The sequence below is a fragment of the Planktothrix sp. PLAVEN19ND genome (assembly GCF_057220675.1).
Genome location: NZ_CM170132.1, coordinates 5324712 through 5340530, shown reverse-complemented (window position 1 = coordinate 5340530; position 15819 = coordinate 5324712). Strand labels below are relative to the sequence as shown.

Here is a 15819-nt window from a genome sequence, read left to right as displayed (position 1 = left end):
CGAACGAGGACGCTCGCACTGTATTATAATGAATATCAATCCTATTTTTATTTAAAATTATGGCGATCGCAACTGTTAAAAAATTTACCATCGAAGACTATCACCGCCTGACTAAATTAGGCTTTTTCAAAAAAGAGGATAAAGTTGAACTCATTCGCGGAGAAATCATTGAAATGGCAGCAAAAGGAACTTCCCACTCTGTTTGTGAAACTCGCTTAGAAAGAGAACTATACAAACTCATTGGAGAACGAGCAACCTTAAGAGGACAACAACCTATTATTTTATCATCTTATAGTGAACCAGAACCGGATCGAGTGATTGTTAAAAACCGAAAGGATGACTATATAAACGGTCATCCCCATACAGAAGATATTCTACTTTTGATTGAAATTTCCGATTCATCTTTAGACTATGATCAAACTACAAAACTATCGGTTTATGCTGAGAATAATATTACCGATTATTGGATATTTAATTTAGTTGATTTTTGTTTAGAATGTTATTGTCAGCACTATCAAAACTTACAAGGAGAGTTTGGTTATCGCAGTAAATTGATTTATTTGCCTAACGAGTCTATAATCTTACCGTGTTTTCCTGATTTAACCTTAGATTTAACTAAAGTATTTCCGCCCACAATAAATTAATCAGGAATAACAGAAAATAATCACATTAAACCCAGAAATTATTAACCTTAAAATTATGGCGATCGCAACTGTTAAAAAATTTACCATCGAAGACTATCATCGCCTAACTGAATTAGGCTTTTTCAAAAAAGAGGATAAAATTGAACTCATTCGCGGAGAAATAATTGAAATGGCAGCAAAAGGAATGCTTCACGCAACTGTCAACAGACGGTTAGCTAGAGAATTAGCTAACATAATTGGTAAGGGTGCAACTTTACAGGGTCAAGATCCTATTATTTTATCTAACTATAGTGAACCTGAACCAGATGTTGTAATTCTTAAAAATAAAGAAGATGACTATTTGAGCAGTCATCCCCATACAGAAGATATTCTACTCTTGATTGAAATTTCTGATTCATCTTTAGACTATGATCAAACTACAAAACTATCAGTTTATGCAGAAAATAATATTACTAATTATTGGATATTTAATTTAGTTGATTTTTGTTTAGAATGTTATTGTCAACCCTATCAAAAACTACAAGGAGAGTTTGGTTATCTTCGTAAACTGATTTATTTACCTACTCAGTCTGTCACCTTACCATGTTTTCCTGATTTAACCTTAGATTTAACTAAAGTATTTCCGCCTAAAATTAATTAGGAGAAATTAAAGAATAATAAAATCCATAAGGTATAGAAAACAAAAATAGATTAATTAGTTTTCTGGTTTTTTGATCATAGCAATGATCATTCTAATTTCTTAGTGTCTTAGTGCTTTTGTGGTTCCTTAAATTAGGATAATCAAATTCAACACAATTCTGCGATAATAATAAATTGGTCTTTAATTTTAGGAAATATAAAAATGCGACTCTCTCAAATGCTATTTGTCACCCTGCGCGAAGATCCCAAAGAAGCGGAAATTCCTAGTCATAAACTATTAGTCCGAGCGGGATATATTCGGCGCATTGGAAGTGGAATTTACGCTTATCTTCCCCTGATGTGGCGAGTGCTGCAAAAAGTCTCTCAAATTGTCCGAGAAGAAATGAACGCCACCGGGGCTCAGGAATGTCTGCTTCCCCAAGTTCAACCCGCCGAACTTTGGCGCGAGTCGGGACGCTGGGATACCTATACCAAAGCGGAGGGGATTATGTTTTCCCTCACCGACCGTCGGAAGCGGGAATTAGCATTAGGGCCAACCCATGAGGAAGTGATTACAACTATTGCGAAAGAAATGATCCGTTCCCATCAACAATTACCGATTCATTTATATCAAATTCAAACAAAATTTAGAGATGAAATTCGGCCTCGGTTTGGCTTAATGCGTGGGCGAGAATTTATTATGAAAGACGGTTATTCTTTCCATAGCGATGAAGAAAGTTTGAAGAAAACCTATCGAGATATGGATCAAGCCTATCGCAATATGTTAAGCCGTTGTGGGTTACAATATCGAGCGGTAGAAGCTGATTCTGGAGCAATTGGGGGGTCAGGTTCTCAAGAGTTTATGGTATTAGCAGAGGCGGGAGAAGATGAAGTTCTCTATACTGAAGATGGCAAATATGCCGCTAATACGGAAAAAGCCACATCCCATCCGGTTGATGCTGAACCTTCTAGTTTTACCGAATATCAAAAGTTAGAAACTCCGAATACGAACACCATTGCCACTTTAGCTAAATTCTTGAACTGTTCTCCGAATCAAATTGTTAAAAATGTTCTGTATCAAGTGGTTTATGATAATGGCACAACGGTTTTAGTTTTAATTAGTATTCGGGGTGATCAGGAGGTAAATGAGGTTAAATTGCAAAATGAATTAACCAAATTAGCCCCGGAATTTAAGGCAAAAACGATATTATCCTTAACGGTTCCTGATGAAGAAACCCAGGAAAAATGGAGAACAAAACCTCTGCCTTTAGGCTATATTTCTCCTAAGTTAGAAGATAGTTATATTACCCATAGAGAACAACTTGAATCTAAGTTTTTAAGACTGGTGGATCAAACGGCCGTTGAATTAAAGAATTTTGTCACCGGGGCGGATGAGTCAGGATATCACGTTGTGGGGGCAAATTGGGGCAAAGAATTTACCTTACCTAAGCGTATTGTAGATCTTAGAAAAGCTCAAAAAGGCGATCGCGCTGTTCATGACCCTAACCAAATTTTACAGAGTGCTAGAGGTATTGAAGTCGGTCATATTTTCCAACTGGGGATTAAATATTCCCAAGCGATGGGAGCCACCTTTAGCAATGAGCAGGGGGAAGAATTACCCCTAGTCATGGGATGTTATGGTGTTGGGGTATCTCGGTTAGCACAATCGGCCGTGGAACAGTCCTATGATAAAGATGGGATAATTTGGCCGGTGGCGATCGCACCCTATCAAGTGATTATTGCCATTCCTAATATTAGCGACACTCAACAGGTGGAAATTGCCGAAAAACTCTATACGGAATTAAATCAAGCCGGAATTGAAACCCTCCTCGATGATCGGAATGAACGAGCCGGGGTAAAATTCAAAGACGCCGATCTGATTGGGATTCCCTACCGGATTGTCACCGGACGTTCGATTAAATCGGGTAAAGTGGAACTGGTAGAACGGGCCACCCACAATGCCCAGGAAATTGCCATTGAGGATGTCATTACCACACTTAAACAGAATATTCAAGCTGCATTGGAAAATTAGGCGAGTTGTTGGTTGATGGTTAAGAAAGCCCTGAAGGGCTTACTACAATTTAGTCAACAGCGATCATTAATTTTCTTTTAAGTTCTGGGAACAGAACATGATATGATTCACATTGGCTTGCAGAGCGTGTTATACGCTGTGTGCGTGAACTTAGGGAAAGTTAGAACTGCCGCTTTCGGATTTCCGATCAAGCAGTTATGACTGAACTAAAAATTGGTGAACCTGTCCAAGTAGCTATGACAAACGCAGAGGAAACAGTAGAATCCGGGTCTAATCTCGTTGTAGAACCCGACCCTTCCATGCTGGAGTATTATCAATTGCAACGCCAGTTGTTATTGATGACGATCACAGCCACGGGGGCAATTTTTGTGGCAGTTTGCTGTTTCTATCCTCTGGATGTCGCCCTGAACTATTTAGTTGGGGCAGCAGTAGGTATATTCTACTTGCGAATGCTCGGCAAAGATGTAGAAAAACTAGGTAGGGGAAAAGAAAAACTCAGCCAGAATCGGATACTGATCCTCGCGGGTGTAATCATTGTAGCCACTCAATTGCATCAGCTAAAGATTCTACCGATTTTTTTAGGATTTCTCACCTACAAAGTTGCTCTCATGTTGTATGTGCTAATAACAGTGTTCACCAACAAGCCTAAATAAGTAACGCGGAATCCTCCAGTCCTCAATCTGTAGAGGAAGCCTACGGACATGGAAATGCTGACTGTTTTAAACACCTTCAATCCTCTCCCTCTCGCTAGTTTAGAAGTTGGCCAGCACCTTTATTGGGAAGTCGGCGGTATAAAACTGCATGGTCAGATTTTTCTGACTTCGTGGTTTGTCATCGGTTTGCTGATTATCGTCTCAGTGTTGGCCAGCAACAACGTGCAGCGAATTCCCAGTGGGATGCAGAATTTTATGGAGTACGTCCTAGAATTCATTCGCAACCTGGCTAAAGATCAAATCGGGGAAAAAGAATATCGTTCTTGGGTTTCCCTTCATTGGAACACTGTTCTTATTCATCTTTGCCTCCAACTGGTCAGGTGCTTTAATTCCTTGGAAGGTGATCGAACTGCCTTCTGGTGAATTAGCAGCCCCCACCAGTGATATCAATACTACAGTGGCGTTAGCGCTGTTAACTTCTTTAGCGTATTTCTACGCCGGAATCAGAAAAAAAGGCCTAGTGGGTTATTTTGCTGATTACGCCCAACCGATGGCGTTTCTCGCTATATTTCGGGTGATTGAAGATTTTACCAAACCCCTCTCCCTGAGTTTCCGTTTGTTTGGTAACATTTTGGCCGATGAACTGGTGGTTGCCGTGTTGGTATTCCTGGTACCCCTGTTTATTCCTCTGCCTCTAATGGTTTTGGGTTTATTCTTGAGTGCCATTCAAGCACTGATTTTTGCGACCCTGGCGGCGAACTATATTGGTGAAGCCCTAGAAGGACATGGCGGAGAACATCACGACTAGGAAAAGAAACAAAAACTTTAAAATTTCTTTTCTTAGAGATTGATTTTTCTAAAATCTGCTATTGGGTTAAACTTAATCCCCTTTATTGGTAAAATAAAGTCTTGGGAACTCCAATCCATCTAACGAATTTAGCATTTGTAACGGGACAAAGAAGAAAAATATTTTCTTCAAACCTCCTAATTTGATCAATGCTGATCGGGATTGATTTCATTTTGTCTAACTGATTGTTTGTTAACTCTTTTGTATTTAGAAGGAAGAAAATTATCATGAATCCACTAATTGCTGCTGCTTCCGTTGTTGCTGCTGCTTTAGCTATTGGTTTAGGCGCGATTGGCCCTGGAATTGGTCAAGGGATTGCTGCTGGTCAAGCAGTGGAAGGGATTGCCCGTCAACCCGAAGCAGAAGGTAAAATTCGTGGGACTTTACTGTTAAGTTTAGCCTTCATGGAAGCACTGACCATTTATGGTTTAGTGGTTTCTCTGGTACTGCTGTTTGCTAACCCCTTCGCCTAAACAGTAATCCAAAACATGGATTTTAGGTTTTAGGTTTCAGAACATCTGAAATCTAAGTCTAAAATCCATCTTGATGAAACTATTCAAGGGACAATAATGCACGGGACAATTCTATTTGCGGTTGAAGAAGCTGCCAAAGAAGGAGGACTTTTTGATCTGGATGCCACCCTGCCGTTAATGGCAGTACAGTTCTTAGTTCTGGCAGTGATTTTGAACCAGGTTTTTTATAAACCTTTAGGAAAGGCAATTGATGAACGCTCAGATTATATCCGCGAGCGGGAATCGGGCGCCAAAGAACGTCTGGCTAAGGCGGAAAAATTAGCACGGCAGTACGAATTAGAGTTAGCAGAAACTCGCAAAAAAGCTCAAGCGACCATTGTTAAAGCCCAGGCAGAAGCTCAGAAAAATGCCTCTGAGAAGGTAGCAGAAGCTATGCAAGAATCGCAAAAAGTCAGAGAAAAAGCGGCTCAAGAAATCGAACAGGAAAAACAACAAGCCCTACAAGCTTTAGAGCAACAAGTTGAACCCCTCAGTCGCCAAATTTTAGAAAAATTATTAGGGGCTGAGTTAGTTAAATAATCTTGGATGCCCTAACTTTTTTGTTAGATTTCCAGAAAATTCCGATTGAAGATAATAGCCCAGGCTAAAGTTTTACCTTCTGAAATTATTTAGAGGTTAGAGACTTGGCCGCGCATTTATGAGAAGAACATCATGGAGACTGTTTTATTACTAGCCACAGAAGCTAGCTCTGAAGCTGGATTTGGTCTCAATACCAATATTTTAGAGACGAACCTAATTAACCTAGCTATTCTGATTGTTGTGCTGGTTTACTTTGGGCGAGGGTTTTTAGGAAAAATCCTAAGTGAAAGACGCTCCACCATTGAAGAAGCCATTAAAGAAGCGGAACAGCGCCAAGAACAAGCACAGGTTTCTCTGGCCGAACAACAGCAGAAACTCAGTGACGCCCAAACGGTCGCCCAACGGATTTTAGCTGAAGCCGAAGAACGGGCGACAACGGTTGCTAACTTAATTCTGACTAAAGCCACCGAAGATGTGGAACGGATGAGGGCCACCGCCAGTCAGGAGTTAGATTCCGAAAGGGAACGGGTGATCTCTCAACTGCGTTCTGTAATTGCTAGTCAAGCCATTGAACGGGCAGAATCTCAACTCAAACAGCATCTGAATGACAATATTCAGGAACGGTTAATTGATCAGAGTCTAGCTCTGCTGGGAGGTTGAATATGAGTGCGATCGCCGGACAAATTATTGAGCCTTACGCCTCGGCGTTAATGTCCGTGGCTCAATCAAGAAATTTAACCGAAGAATTCGGGAATGAGATTCGCTCCTTACTCGAACTACTAAACAGTTCCGCAGAATTAAAAACCTTTTTAGGCAGTCCTGTGGTTAAACCCCAGGATAAAAAAGCCATTCTGCAAAGGATCACGGCCGACGAAGTTAATCCCGCATTGCGGAATTTCCTGCTGTTGTTAGTAGATCGAGGTCGGATTTTATTCCTAGAGGAAATTGGTCAACAGTATTTAGTATTACTGCGGAAACTGAATCAAACGGTATTGGCAGAAGTCACTTCCGCCCATCCGTTAACAGAAGATCAACAGAATACTTTAACCGCAAAAGTCAAAGCCATGACTAATGCTCGACAAGTGGAAATTGCCACAACCATCGACCCTGACCTCTTGGGCGGTGTGATTATTAAAGTTGGATCTCGCGTAGTAGATGCCAGTTTGCGTGGACAACTGCGCCGAATTGGCATCAAATTAGCCCAATAAAATCTGGTGACCCGTCATGCTCATGTCGGGGATCTTTTTTTAACTTATAACCCCTAACTACTGACAAGAACAATGGTAGCGATCAGACCTGACGAAATTAGCAGTATTATTCAGCAACAAATTGAACAGTACGACCAAGACGTTAAAGAAACCAACGTCGGAACTGTTCTACAAGTGGGTGACGGTATCGCCCGGATTTATGGCCTAGATAAAGCCATGTCCGGTGAACTGTTAGAATTTGCCGACGGTACTATCGGTATTGCCCTCAACCTGGAAGAAGATAACGTTGGTGCGGTGTTAATGGGTGAAGGTCGGGAAATTCAAGAGGGTTCCGCCGTCACCGCCACCGGAAGAATTGCTCAGATCCCCGTTGGGGACGCCATGTTAGGCCGGGTTGTCGATGCTTTAGCCCGCCCCATTGATGGTAAAGGCGATATTAAAAGCTCGGAAACCCGCCTATTAGAATCTACTGCTCCTGGGATTATCTCCCGTCGTTCCGTGTGCGAACCCATGCAAACGGGGATTACCGCCATTGACTCCATGATCCCCATTGGTCGGGGTCAACGGGAATTAATTATTGGTGACCGTCAAACTGGAAAAACCTCCATCGCCATTGACACCATCATCAACCAACAGGGCGAAGACGTGATCTGCGTCTATGTTGCTATTGGTCAGAAAGCCTCTACGGTGTCTCAGGTGGTGGCAACCCTAGAAGAAAAAGGCGCGATGGCCTATACCGTCGTTGTGGCTGCGAGTGCTAGTGAATCCGCAACCCTGCAATACCTGGCTCCCTATACAGGGGCAACGATCGCCGAGTATTTCATGTACAAGGGCAAACACACCCTGGTCATCTATGATGACTTATCGAAACAGGCCCAGGCCTACCGTCAAATGTCCCTGCTACTCCGTCGTCCTCCCGGACGGGAAGCCTATCCTGGGGATGTGTTCTATCTCCACTCTCGGTTATTAGAGCGGGCGGCGAAACTGAACGACGAACTCGGTAGCGGCAGTATGACGGCATTACCGATCATTGAAACCCAAGCGGGTGACGTTTCGGCCTACATTCCGACTAACGTAATTTCGATTACCGATGGTCAGATCTTCCTCTCCTCTGACTTGTTTAACTCCGGTTTACGTCCGGCGGTGAACGCGGGGATTTCCGTATCCCGGGTGGGTTCGGCGGCTCAAACCAAAGCCATGAAGAAAGTGGCAGGGAAAGTGAAATTGGAGTTGGCTCAGTATGCTGAATTAGCTGCATTTTCTCAGTTTGCCTCTGATTTAGACCAAGCCACCCGTAACCAATTGGAACGGGGCAAACGTCTGCAAGAACTGTTAAAACAGTCCCAAAATTCTCCCCTGCAATTGTTTGAACAGGTGGCGGTGATTTACGCGGGAATTAATGGTTACCTTGATGAGATCCCCGTGGAAAAAATCGTGGCTTTTGCCATTGGACTGCGGGAATATCTGAAAAATAGCAAGCCCAAATATGTGGAAATTGTTCAAGGCAAAAAAGTCCTTGATGATGAAGCTGAAGGTCTGCTGAAAGAGGGGATCAACGAATTCAAACAAACCTTCTTAGTCTCAGCTTAATCAGTTATCAGTTATCAGTGTAATAATTAAGATACTATTCACTGTTGCTGGGTGATGTATAGCAATCCGTGTAGGGGTTGTAACATTTTGTTGTAGGGGTTTGGTCTCCAAACCCAGGCGCAAAGAGGGTTTGGAGACCAAACCCCTACAGGTTTTTATCACAAATCCTACACGGATTGCTATAGCAGTCGCGCCCAAAAGTGTTTGATAAAGACTGATGCAGCCAACCTTGACTGGTGAAACCTGTTCTCTGTTACCCGTTCCCTGCTATAGACAAAACTATGTCAAATTTAAAAGCGATCCGTGATCGCATTGATTCGGTTAAAAATACCAAAAAAATCACAGAAGCAATGCGTCTAGTTGCTTCAGCCAAAGTGCGTCGTGCCCAGGAACAAGTCTTGGCCTCCCGCCCTTTTGCCGATCGATTAGCCGGAATTCTTTATGGGTTACAATCCCGTTTGAAATTTGAAGAAGCAGATTTACCGCTACTCAAACAACGGGAAGTCAAAAAGGTCGGATTATTGGTGATTGCTGGTAATCGGGGCTTGTGCGGTACTTATAATAGTAGCGTGATTAAACGGGCTGAAACTCGCGCTAAAGAGTTAGAAGCCGAGGGTGTTGAATGCACCTATTTGTTGGTAGGACGCAAAGCGATTCAATATTTCCAAAGACGGGATACTCCTATCCGCGCAACGGTAGAAAATCCTGAAAAAAATCCAGCCTTAGATAGAGTTCGGGATTCTGCGGACAATCTTCTGGATTTATTTTTATCCGGGGAATTGGATCGGATTGAGTTAATTTATACGAAATTTGTTTCGTTAATTGCTTCTCGTCCGGTGATTCAAACCCTGTTACCCCTTGATCCTCAAGGGTTGGAACCTCAAGATGATGAGATTTTCCGTTTGACGACTAAAAATGGTCAATTTGAAGTCACACGGGAGAAAGTCAAAAATACTCTGACGGATTTACCCAGAGATATGATTTTTGAACAAGATCCGGCTCAGATTTTGGATGCGTTATTACCTTTGTTTTTAACTAACCAATTGTTACGCGCTTGGCAAGAATCTATTGCCAGTGAGTTAGCCGCCCGGATGACGGCGATGAGTAATGCCAGTGAAAATGCTGGAGATTTAATTAAATCTCTGACTTTATCCTACAACAAAGCTCGTCAGGCTTCCATTACCCAGGAACTTCTGGAAGTTGTTGGTGGTGCAGAAGCTTTGAAGGGTTAATCTTTGATTCAATATTGATTTTTAGGTGGGTTTACGAAATTTGTAACTCACCTTATTTTTTTTAGACTTACGCACAACTCCAAGAAACCGGGTTTCTGACCCTGATTTATAGGATAAAATTAACGTGAGTTCGACGGAGGGTGATAGCGGCATCGCACATCAACACGCACCATCAACTACCCTACACCCAAAAGAGCGATACCTACGGTAAGCTGCGAAGATCGCACCCCAACTCCCAAGAGCGATCTCCAATCATTAAAAATGACACAAAATGATAAAAATCAGTTAAGCTAAGGTAAGATTATCAAGTTACATAGTTTAATTTATGAATAGTCTCTTGTCTGAACAAATTTTACCCCTAACTATTCCCAAAAAGATTAAATTAATAGAAGATATTTGGGATAGTATTGTTATTAATGCGGATCAAATTCCTTTAACTCAATCTCAGAAACAAGAATTAGATCGGCGTTTAGCATCCTATCAAAATATTGAAAATCAAGGTGAATCTTGGGAAGTAGTTAAGCAAAGAATTATTAAAAATGACATATAAAATTAAAATTTCAGAGGAGGCTGAATTAGATTTAGATGAGGCTTATCAGTGGTATGAATCACAAATTAGTCAACTGGGATCTGAGTTTATTAGAGTTGTAGATAAAAATTTAACTTCGATTCAACAAAATCCTTTGGCTTACCCTATTATTTATAATATCGCTTTTTCAAACCATTTTTCTCCTTCATAACGATCATAACGATCAAAACAAATTGCACCCATTAAAGTATAAGGATGATGACTTGATGGCTGAAGTTCTATCGCTTGTCTAGCAAATTTTTCAGCATTATCTAATTGAGGAATATCTCGATCTTAGGGTAATTTGAGATTAAAATAATTATAAGCCATCGCTATTTTTTTCAACTATAATAAAAAACAATCCTCCTAACGGAGATGCAATCATGTCTATTGTTGAAGCCCAAATTCAAACGCCAACACTTCTCGATGAAGTGCAATTTCCGCCCAGTGATTTATTAAGTCAGGAGCCACCTTTGGAAAGCGAACTCCATCTCCGCCAAATTCTACTTTTATTGAACTCTTTAGAATGGTTATGGCAAAATCGAGATGATTTCTATGCTATTGGAAATCTGACTATTTATTATAGTCAGCGTCAAAAAAAATCAGAGGAATTTCGCGGGCCAGATTTTTTTGTAGTCCTGGGAACAGAACGTAAACCGCGTAATAGTTGGGTAGTTTGGGAAGAAGATGGCAAATATCCGAATGTGATTATTGAAATGTTATCAAAAACAACGGCGGATACGGATAGAGGACTGAAAAAAGAAATCTATCAGGATGTTTTCCGTACTCCTGATTATTTTTGGTTTGATCCTAATTCCTTGGAATTTGCTGGGTTTCATATTGTTGAGGGTCAATATCAACCGATTTCACCGAATGAAAACGGGTGGTTATGGAGTCAACAGTTAGAACTATTTTTAGGAGTTTTTGAGAATAAATTGCGATTTTTTAATTCTGGAGGTGAACTGGTTTTAACTTCTGAAGAAGTGGTTTTTCAAGAACGAAAACAACGAGAAACTTTACAGCAACGTGCTGATAAGTTAGCAGCTAAACTCCGAGAATTAGGAATTGATCCTGAACAACTTTAAACCCGTTTTTAAGTTGGGTTGACGGATAGAATAACCCAACTTTTTAATTTTTATTGAAATAATTTAGGTTAATAAATTACAGATTCAGCCCTGAAGGGCTTACTACGAAAGTTAACCGAATAATTGATTGATTTCAAGACTAAATCCTAATAAAATAATTTGTGTATTAATAATATCACCGGATTTAAACGCCCAGGTTTGATTTTCAGTAATAATTAAAATGCGATGATTCTCAGGAAATACTAACCAAACCTCCCGACAACCGGACTCTAAATATTCACTGGCTTTAGCAAATAAATCTTCCGCCGCATCACTCGGAGATGCAATTTCAGCTAGAAGGGGGGGACTTTGGGGTAAGGTGGGAAATTCCCCAAATTCTGTTAGTAATTCCGGTGTGAGATAGGAAACATCAGGACGTCGCCCTTGTTTTAATGTGCGACAGGGAAGTTCCGTGTAAGCATCTCCTCCTTGTCCTGATTCAATCGCATAATTACCCCAGTAACGACCTAACCGACATTGAATCCGACTATGTTTAATGGTCATTCCGATTTTCTCCACCAATTGTCCATCCACCCACTCTTGATGATCGGGAGGATTTGCGATAAAGTCTTCTAGGGAAAAGGTTTCAGTTGCGATCGCCATATTCATTGATTCGCCTTTGCAGGACTGACAAATATTATTATATAAAATTTTGAGGATATAATGTGATCAGATCTTAGTTTTACTCAACATATTATGTGAGAATATACATCATGCTGGCACATCGTATTGAAGCAACAATCACAGATAATAAAACACTAACCTTAGAAAATTTACCCTTTGATTCGGGTGAGGAGGTAGAAATTATTATTCTGTCTCGACAGGGGAAGGGATCTGAACAAAAAAAATATGCTTTGCGCGGAATGACTGTGGAGTATATTGAGCCGATGGAACCCGTAGCTCAAGAGGATTGGGAAGTTATACAATGATTTTACTAGATACCCATATTTGGGTGTGGTGGGTGCATGACAATTCTCAACTCCCACAGGATTATAAGCAGTATATCCAAGAGCAAGAATTTCAAGGCTTAGGTATCAGTATAATTTCCTGTTGGGAGATTGCGAAGTTGGTTGAACGAAGTCGGTTAATGCTACCTTGTCCTGTGGATGAATGGCTGGATCAGGCACTAATTTATCCCGGAATAAGTCTTCTAAATCTAACGCCTAGAATTTGTGTAGAATCTACTCAACTTCCGGGTAATTTTCATCGAGACCCAGCAGATCAGATTATCGTTGCCAGTGCCAGGGTTTATGATTGTCCTTTAGTGACAATGGATAGTAAAATTTTGGCTTATCCTTATGTCGAAAACCAGCCTTGATCTACTCATCAACAGCCTTTTCATAACCTAAATCCGGGAGTAAATCCGGTTGTTGATAAGCCTTTACTGCCAAGCGATCGCAACATTCATTTTCTTCATCTCCCGAATGACCTTTCACCCAAAAAAATTGCACTTGATGTTGTTCTGATATAGTGAGTAATCTTTCCCACAAATCAGGATTTTTAGCCGATTCTTTTTGACTGCGTTTCCAATTATTTTTCTGCCATTTCTTCGCCCATCCTTTATTCATCGCATCAACTATATAGCGAGAATCCGTATATAAATTAACCGCACAGGTAAATTTCAAGGCTTCTAATCCGACAATAGCCGCGATTAATTCCATGCGATTATTAGTGGTGAGTTGATATCCTCCCGATAATTCCTTGCGGTGAGGGCCAGACATTAAGACCACGCCATATCCTCCTGGCCCGGGATTGCCACTACAGGCTCCATCGGTATAAATTGTCACCTCTTTTAAACCGTCATTCATAAACTAATCCCTAAAACCCGACAGATGACCATTGTGGCGCTATCATAAACAATAAATATACATTAAGTTTTGTAAAGAGCCTTGACCGCCAGTATTAGAAGACTAGAACCCGTTACTCAACCCACAGCTTGGCATCGTCTTAAGTGTCGATGGCAGGGGGATGAAGCCATTGTGAAACAAGGACTACCCCATAGTCAACTTTCTCCCCCTTGGCAAATTCTAATGTTGGGGGATGGTTTCTCCGACTCGACATCTGCAACTTTTGACGGGGGAACCCACAGAGGTTGATGTGATTGATATGTCAGCCATTGGTTTGAGCACGGATAACGCCCCAGAACAGATTTTAGCGGTTCCTGGCCCCCGTGTCCGCCGTCAAGTCTGGTTAAGAACCGCATCGGGACAACGGTTAGCCTACGCCACCTCTTGGTGGGAAGCCAGTCACGTTGATGAATATTTACAAAACCGATCTTTGCCCATCTGGGCGAGTTTAGCACGGTTGCGAACGGAACTTTATCGGGACGTGCAGGGAATTTATTATGGGGATAGCAAAGCCTTAGAATTAGCCTTTGGAGAATCCGGGCCGTTTTGGGGACGTCATTATTTATTCTGGCATCATGGCAAACCCTTAACCCTGATTTATGAAGTTTTTTCTCCCTATTTAACCCGATATTTAGGAGAAACTGGAGAGGTTTAATTCTGCTTAATTTTCTCAGAATAGCGGAAATAAAAATCACAGAATTGTTCAAAGGGCAGAGGAGGACTAATCAAATACCCTTGAATAAAATCACAACCTTGTTGAGTTAAAAACTCTCGTTCTAACTCCGTTTCTACCCCTTCAGCAATGACTTTAAAATTCAGTTGACGGGCTAGTCGAATAATCGCAGAAACAATCGCTGAATTTTTATTATTTTGCGTAATATCTTTAATAAAACAGCGATCAATTTTTAAAATATCAAATAAAAAGTTTTGAATATAACTTAAAGAAGCATAACCCGTGCCAAAATCATCAATGGCAATTTCGATGCCCAATTCCTGTAACTGTTTAAATTTTTCTAAGGTTAAATTAATATTATGAACTAGCACACTTTCGGTTAATTCTAATTTTAATCGCTGGGGTTCTAAACCTGTTTGTGTTAATATTGATATCACATCGGATACGAAGTTCTCATCTTCAAGCTGTTGAGCCGAAATATTAACCGCAATTTCCATGGCTGCAAGTCCCACCTGTTTCCAAGCAACCGCTTGGGTGCAAGCAGTTTTTAATACCCATTTCCCTAAAGGCACAATCAAACCTGTATTTTCAGCAATCGGGATAAATTCAATCGGCGAAATATTCCCCTTTTCAGGAGATATCCACCGAATTAATGCTTCTGCACCAACAATTTCCTCGGTTTTTAAATCTATTTGAGGTTGATAGTAAAGACTGAACTCCTGATTTTCTAGGGCTTGAGCGAGTTCAAAATCTTGTTTTTTGAGCAATGAAATTCGAGATTCTTCTAATTGATTGACTTTTCGTTCTAATATTTCTAAAATCCCATAGAGTTCCAAAGGATCTAAAACCTGAACTAAATTACTCTCGGTGATAATTCCTTGTAATTCTCCCCGTTCATTGACAACTACTAATCTGCGGATTTTATGTTTTTGTAAAATTTGTTGTGCTGTTGATAGAGATTCTGTAGATTGAATTGAAAATATAGGAGAACTCATCACCGCTTCGGCGGTGAGATTTTGTAAATTAAGTTCCAAGGCTTGCAGTTGTAAAATATCTCGTTCGGTGACAATTCCGACGGGGTAGAATGTGCCTTCTTGTTCAACCACAACCACAATACAACTAATATTATATTGAGCTAAAATTGTCGCAATCTCACGAATAGAAGTTAAGGGATCAACTGTAATAACCTGACGAGTCATCACTTCTGAAACTTGGCGAAACCTCAAAAAATGGTGATGATTTAAAACCTGTCGCAAGCTGCTTAATGTGATTAACCCTAAAACTTGTTTCTGTTCATTCAGAATCGGTAAGTGACGAATTTGAAAACGACGCATCATATTATGAACCACAAATACATCCGTAAATTCTTCACGGTTTAAGGTAATTACGGGTTTTGTCATAATCTGTTTAACCGTTATTTGAGATAAATTTTCAGCTTGAACGGCTAGTTTTACCGTATCTCTTTCGGTTAAAATGCCCACTAATTCTTCATCTTCCATCACCAATAGACATCCGGGAGGCTGAGAATAAAAAGTTAAATTTTCAGTCGGATGGGGTAATTCGGGGATTAAGCACTGTTTTGTATGGGTTTGATTCATGATCATTAATGCTTCCAACAGAGGCGTATCCGGTGTTACGATCGCACAAATAGGAATAATTGCATTTTGAAGATTAATGATTTCATCTAGCATGGTAAAACTCATGTAATTTTTTGAATTTGAGCTCAGGATT

The 15819-nt window shown here is 40.7% G+C and carries 18 protein-coding genes and 2 pseudogenes; 17 read left to right on the top strand and 3 right to left on the bottom strand.

Annotated features, from left to right (window positions below):
* Positions 1–59: 59 nt before the first annotated feature.
* From AC2D3N_RS22985 to AC2D3N_RS22920, 14 genes and pseudogenes are all read left to right on the top strand, one after another.
* Positions 60–644, top strand: coding sequence for a Uma2 family endonuclease (locus AC2D3N_RS22985; RefSeq protein ID WP_484692279.1), 585 nt, complete (start codon positions 60–62; stop codon positions 642–644).
* Positions 645–699: 55 nt separating this feature from the next.
* On the top strand, positions 700–1284 hold the full coding sequence (locus AC2D3N_RS22980; protein ID WP_484692278.1) for a Uma2 family endonuclease: 585 nt from the start codon (positions 700–702) through the stop codon (positions 1282–1284).
* Between the two features lie 201 nt (positions 1285–1485).
* Complete coding sequence (gene proS, locus AC2D3N_RS22975) at positions 1486–3294, top strand: proline--tRNA ligase (RefSeq protein WP_484692277.1); 1809 nt, start codon at positions 1486–1488, stop codon at positions 3292–3294.
* A 197-nt stretch (positions 3295–3491) separates the two neighbouring features.
* A complete protein-coding gene (locus tag AC2D3N_RS22970; RefSeq protein ID WP_484692276.1) occupies positions 3492–3947 on the top strand; it encodes an ATP synthase subunit I in 456 nt (151 codons plus the stop codon).
* Positions 3948–3995: 48 nt separating this feature from the next.
* A pseudogene (gene atpB, locus AC2D3N_RS22965) lies at positions 3996–4755 on the top strand (F0F1 ATP synthase subunit A).
* 266 nt (positions 4756–5021) lie between these two features.
* Entirely contained in the window at positions 5022–5267 is a 246-nt protein-coding gene (atpE, locus tag AC2D3N_RS22960) for an ATP synthase F0 subunit C (protein WP_026786419.1), read from the top strand.
* Between the two features lie 93 nt (positions 5268–5360).
* Positions 5361–5846: a F0F1 ATP synthase subunit B' gene (locus AC2D3N_RS22955; RefSeq protein ID WP_200816725.1), complete on the top strand. Its 486-nt coding sequence runs from the start codon at positions 5361–5363 to the stop codon at positions 5844–5846.
* Positions 5847–5978: 132 nt separating this feature from the next.
* Positions 5979–6506 carry a F0F1 ATP synthase subunit B gene (locus AC2D3N_RS22950; protein ID WP_484692275.1) on the top strand — a complete coding sequence of 176 codons (528 nt, stop codon included), beginning with the start codon at positions 5979–5981 and terminating at the stop codon, positions 6504–6506.
* 2 nt (positions 6507–6508) lie between these two features.
* Entirely contained in the window at positions 6509–7054 is a 546-nt protein-coding gene (gene atpH / locus AC2D3N_RS22945) for an ATP synthase F1 subunit delta (RefSeq protein ID WP_484692274.1), read from the top strand.
* A gap of 72 nt (positions 7055–7126) precedes the next feature.
* Positions 7127–8644, top strand: a complete 1518-nt coding sequence (atpA, locus tag AC2D3N_RS22940) for a F0F1 ATP synthase subunit alpha (RefSeq protein ID WP_079678048.1) — start codon at positions 7127–7129, stop codon at positions 8642–8644.
* A 281-nt stretch (positions 8645–8925) separates the two neighbouring features.
* A complete protein-coding gene (locus AC2D3N_RS22935; protein WP_079680514.1) occupies positions 8926–9876 on the top strand; it encodes a F0F1 ATP synthase subunit gamma in 951 nt (316 codons plus the stop codon).
* A 325-nt stretch (positions 9877–10201) separates the two neighbouring features.
* Complete coding sequence (locus AC2D3N_RS22930; protein WP_484692273.1) at positions 10202–10426, top strand: addiction module protein; 225 nt, start codon at positions 10202–10204, stop codon at positions 10424–10426.
* A complete protein-coding gene (locus AC2D3N_RS22925; protein ID WP_484692272.1) occupies positions 10416–10616 on the top strand; it encodes a hypothetical protein in 201 nt (66 codons plus the stop codon). Before AC2D3N_RS22930 ends, AC2D3N_RS22925 begins: the two co-directional genes overlap by 11 nt.
* A gap of 211 nt (positions 10617–10827) precedes the next feature.
* Positions 10828–11529 carry a Uma2 family endonuclease gene (locus AC2D3N_RS22920; RefSeq protein WP_484692271.1) on the top strand — a complete coding sequence of 234 codons (702 nt, stop codon included), beginning with the start codon at positions 10828–10830 and terminating at the stop codon, positions 11527–11529.
* 111 nt (positions 11530–11640) lie between these two features.
* Here the strand turns inward: AC2D3N_RS22920 and AC2D3N_RS22915 are convergent, their stop codons facing one another.
* Positions 11641–12171 carry a Uma2 family endonuclease gene (locus AC2D3N_RS22915; protein WP_484692270.1) on the bottom strand — a complete coding sequence of 177 codons (531 nt, stop codon included), beginning with the start codon at positions 12169–12171 and terminating at the stop codon, positions 11641–11643.
* A 110-nt stretch (positions 12172–12281) separates the two neighbouring features.
* Between AC2D3N_RS22915 and AC2D3N_RS22910 the strand changes: the two genes are divergently transcribed.
* Positions 12282–12497 (top strand): hypothetical protein, encoded by a 216-nt coding sequence (locus AC2D3N_RS22910; protein ID WP_484692269.1) that lies wholly within the window; start codon positions 12282–12284, stop codon positions 12495–12497.
* Positions 12494–12886, top strand: coding sequence for a type II toxin-antitoxin system VapC family toxin (locus AC2D3N_RS22905; protein ID WP_079680508.1), 393 nt, complete (start codon positions 12494–12496; stop codon positions 12884–12886). Before AC2D3N_RS22910 ends, AC2D3N_RS22905 begins: the two co-directional genes overlap by 4 nt.
* Before the next feature lies 1 nt (position 12887).
* Here AC2D3N_RS22905 and rnhA read toward each other — a convergent pair whose 3' ends face one another.
* Positions 12888–13376: a ribonuclease HI gene (rnhA, locus tag AC2D3N_RS22900; protein WP_079680507.1), complete on the bottom strand. Its 489-nt coding sequence runs from the start codon at positions 13374–13376 to the stop codon at positions 12888–12890.
* A gap of 93 nt (positions 13377–13469) precedes the next feature.
* On the opposite strand from rnhA, the pseudogene AC2D3N_RS22895 reads away from it, so the two are divergent.
* A pseudogene (locus AC2D3N_RS22895) lies at positions 13470–14070 on the top strand (chorismate lyase).
* Here the strand turns inward: AC2D3N_RS22895 and AC2D3N_RS22890 are convergent.
* Positions 14067–15779: an EAL domain-containing protein gene (locus AC2D3N_RS22890; RefSeq protein ID WP_484692268.1), complete on the bottom strand. Its 1713-nt coding sequence runs from the start codon at positions 15777–15779 to the stop codon at positions 14067–14069. The pseudogene AC2D3N_RS22895 and the gene AC2D3N_RS22890 overlap by 4 nt on opposite strands.
* Positions 15780–15819: the final 40 nt, after the last annotated feature.

Excerpts from the sequence above, each read along its gene's own strand:
- AC2D3N_RS22985 (WP_484692279.1), top strand. The coding sequence starts at position 60 with ATGGCGATCGCAACTGTTAAAAAATTTACCATCGAAGACTATCACCGC.
- AC2D3N_RS22980 (WP_484692278.1), top strand. The coding sequence starts at position 700 with ATGGCGATCGCAACTGTTAAAAAATTTACCATCGAAGACTATCATCGC.
- proS (WP_484692277.1), top strand. The coding sequence starts at position 1,486 with ATGCGACTCTCTCAAATGCTATTTGTCACCCTGCGCGAAGATCCCAAA.
- AC2D3N_RS22970 (WP_484692276.1), top strand. The coding sequence starts at position 3,492 with ATGACTGAACTAAAAATTGGTGAACCTGTCCAAGTAGCTATGACAAAC.
- atpE (WP_026786419.1), top strand. The coding sequence starts at position 5,022 with ATGAATCCACTAATTGCTGCTGCTTCCGTTGTTGCTGCTGCTTTAGCT.
- AC2D3N_RS22950 (WP_484692275.1), top strand. The coding sequence starts at position 5,979 with ATGGAGACTGTTTTATTACTAGCCACAGAAGCTAGCTCTGAAGCTGGA.
- atpH (WP_484692274.1), top strand. The coding sequence starts at position 6,509 with ATGAGTGCGATCGCCGGACAAATTATTGAGCCTTACGCCTCGGCGTTA.
- atpA (WP_079678048.1), top strand. The coding sequence starts at position 7,127 with ATGGTAGCGATCAGACCTGACGAAATTAGCAGTATTATTCAGCAACAA.
- AC2D3N_RS22935 (WP_079680514.1), top strand. The coding sequence starts at position 8,926 with ATGTCAAATTTAAAAGCGATCCGTGATCGCATTGATTCGGTTAAAAAT.
- AC2D3N_RS22930 (WP_484692273.1), top strand. The coding sequence starts at position 10,202 with ATGAATAGTCTCTTGTCTGAACAAATTTTACCCCTAACTATTCCCAAA.
- AC2D3N_RS22925 (WP_484692272.1), top strand. The coding sequence starts at position 10,416 with ATGACATATAAAATTAAAATTTCAGAGGAGGCTGAATTAGATTTAGAT.
- AC2D3N_RS22920 (WP_484692271.1), top strand. The coding sequence starts at position 10,828 with ATGTCTATTGTTGAAGCCCAAATTCAAACGCCAACACTTCTCGATGAA.
- AC2D3N_RS22915 (WP_484692270.1), bottom strand. The coding sequence starts at position 12,171 with ATGGCGATCGCAACTGAAACCTTTTCCCTAGAAGACTTTATCGCAAAT.
- AC2D3N_RS22910 (WP_484692269.1), top strand. The coding sequence starts at position 12,282 with ATGCTGGCACATCGTATTGAAGCAACAATCACAGATAATAAAACACTA.
- AC2D3N_RS22905 (WP_079680508.1), top strand. The coding sequence starts at position 12,494 with ATGATTTTACTAGATACCCATATTTGGGTGTGGTGGGTGCATGACAAT.
- rnhA (WP_079680507.1), bottom strand. The coding sequence starts at position 13,376 with ATGAATGACGGTTTAAAAGAGGTGACAATTTATACCGATGGAGCCTGT.
- AC2D3N_RS22890 (WP_484692268.1), bottom strand. The coding sequence starts at position 15,779 with ATGCTAGATGAAATCATTAATCTTCAAAATGCAATTATTCCTATTTGT.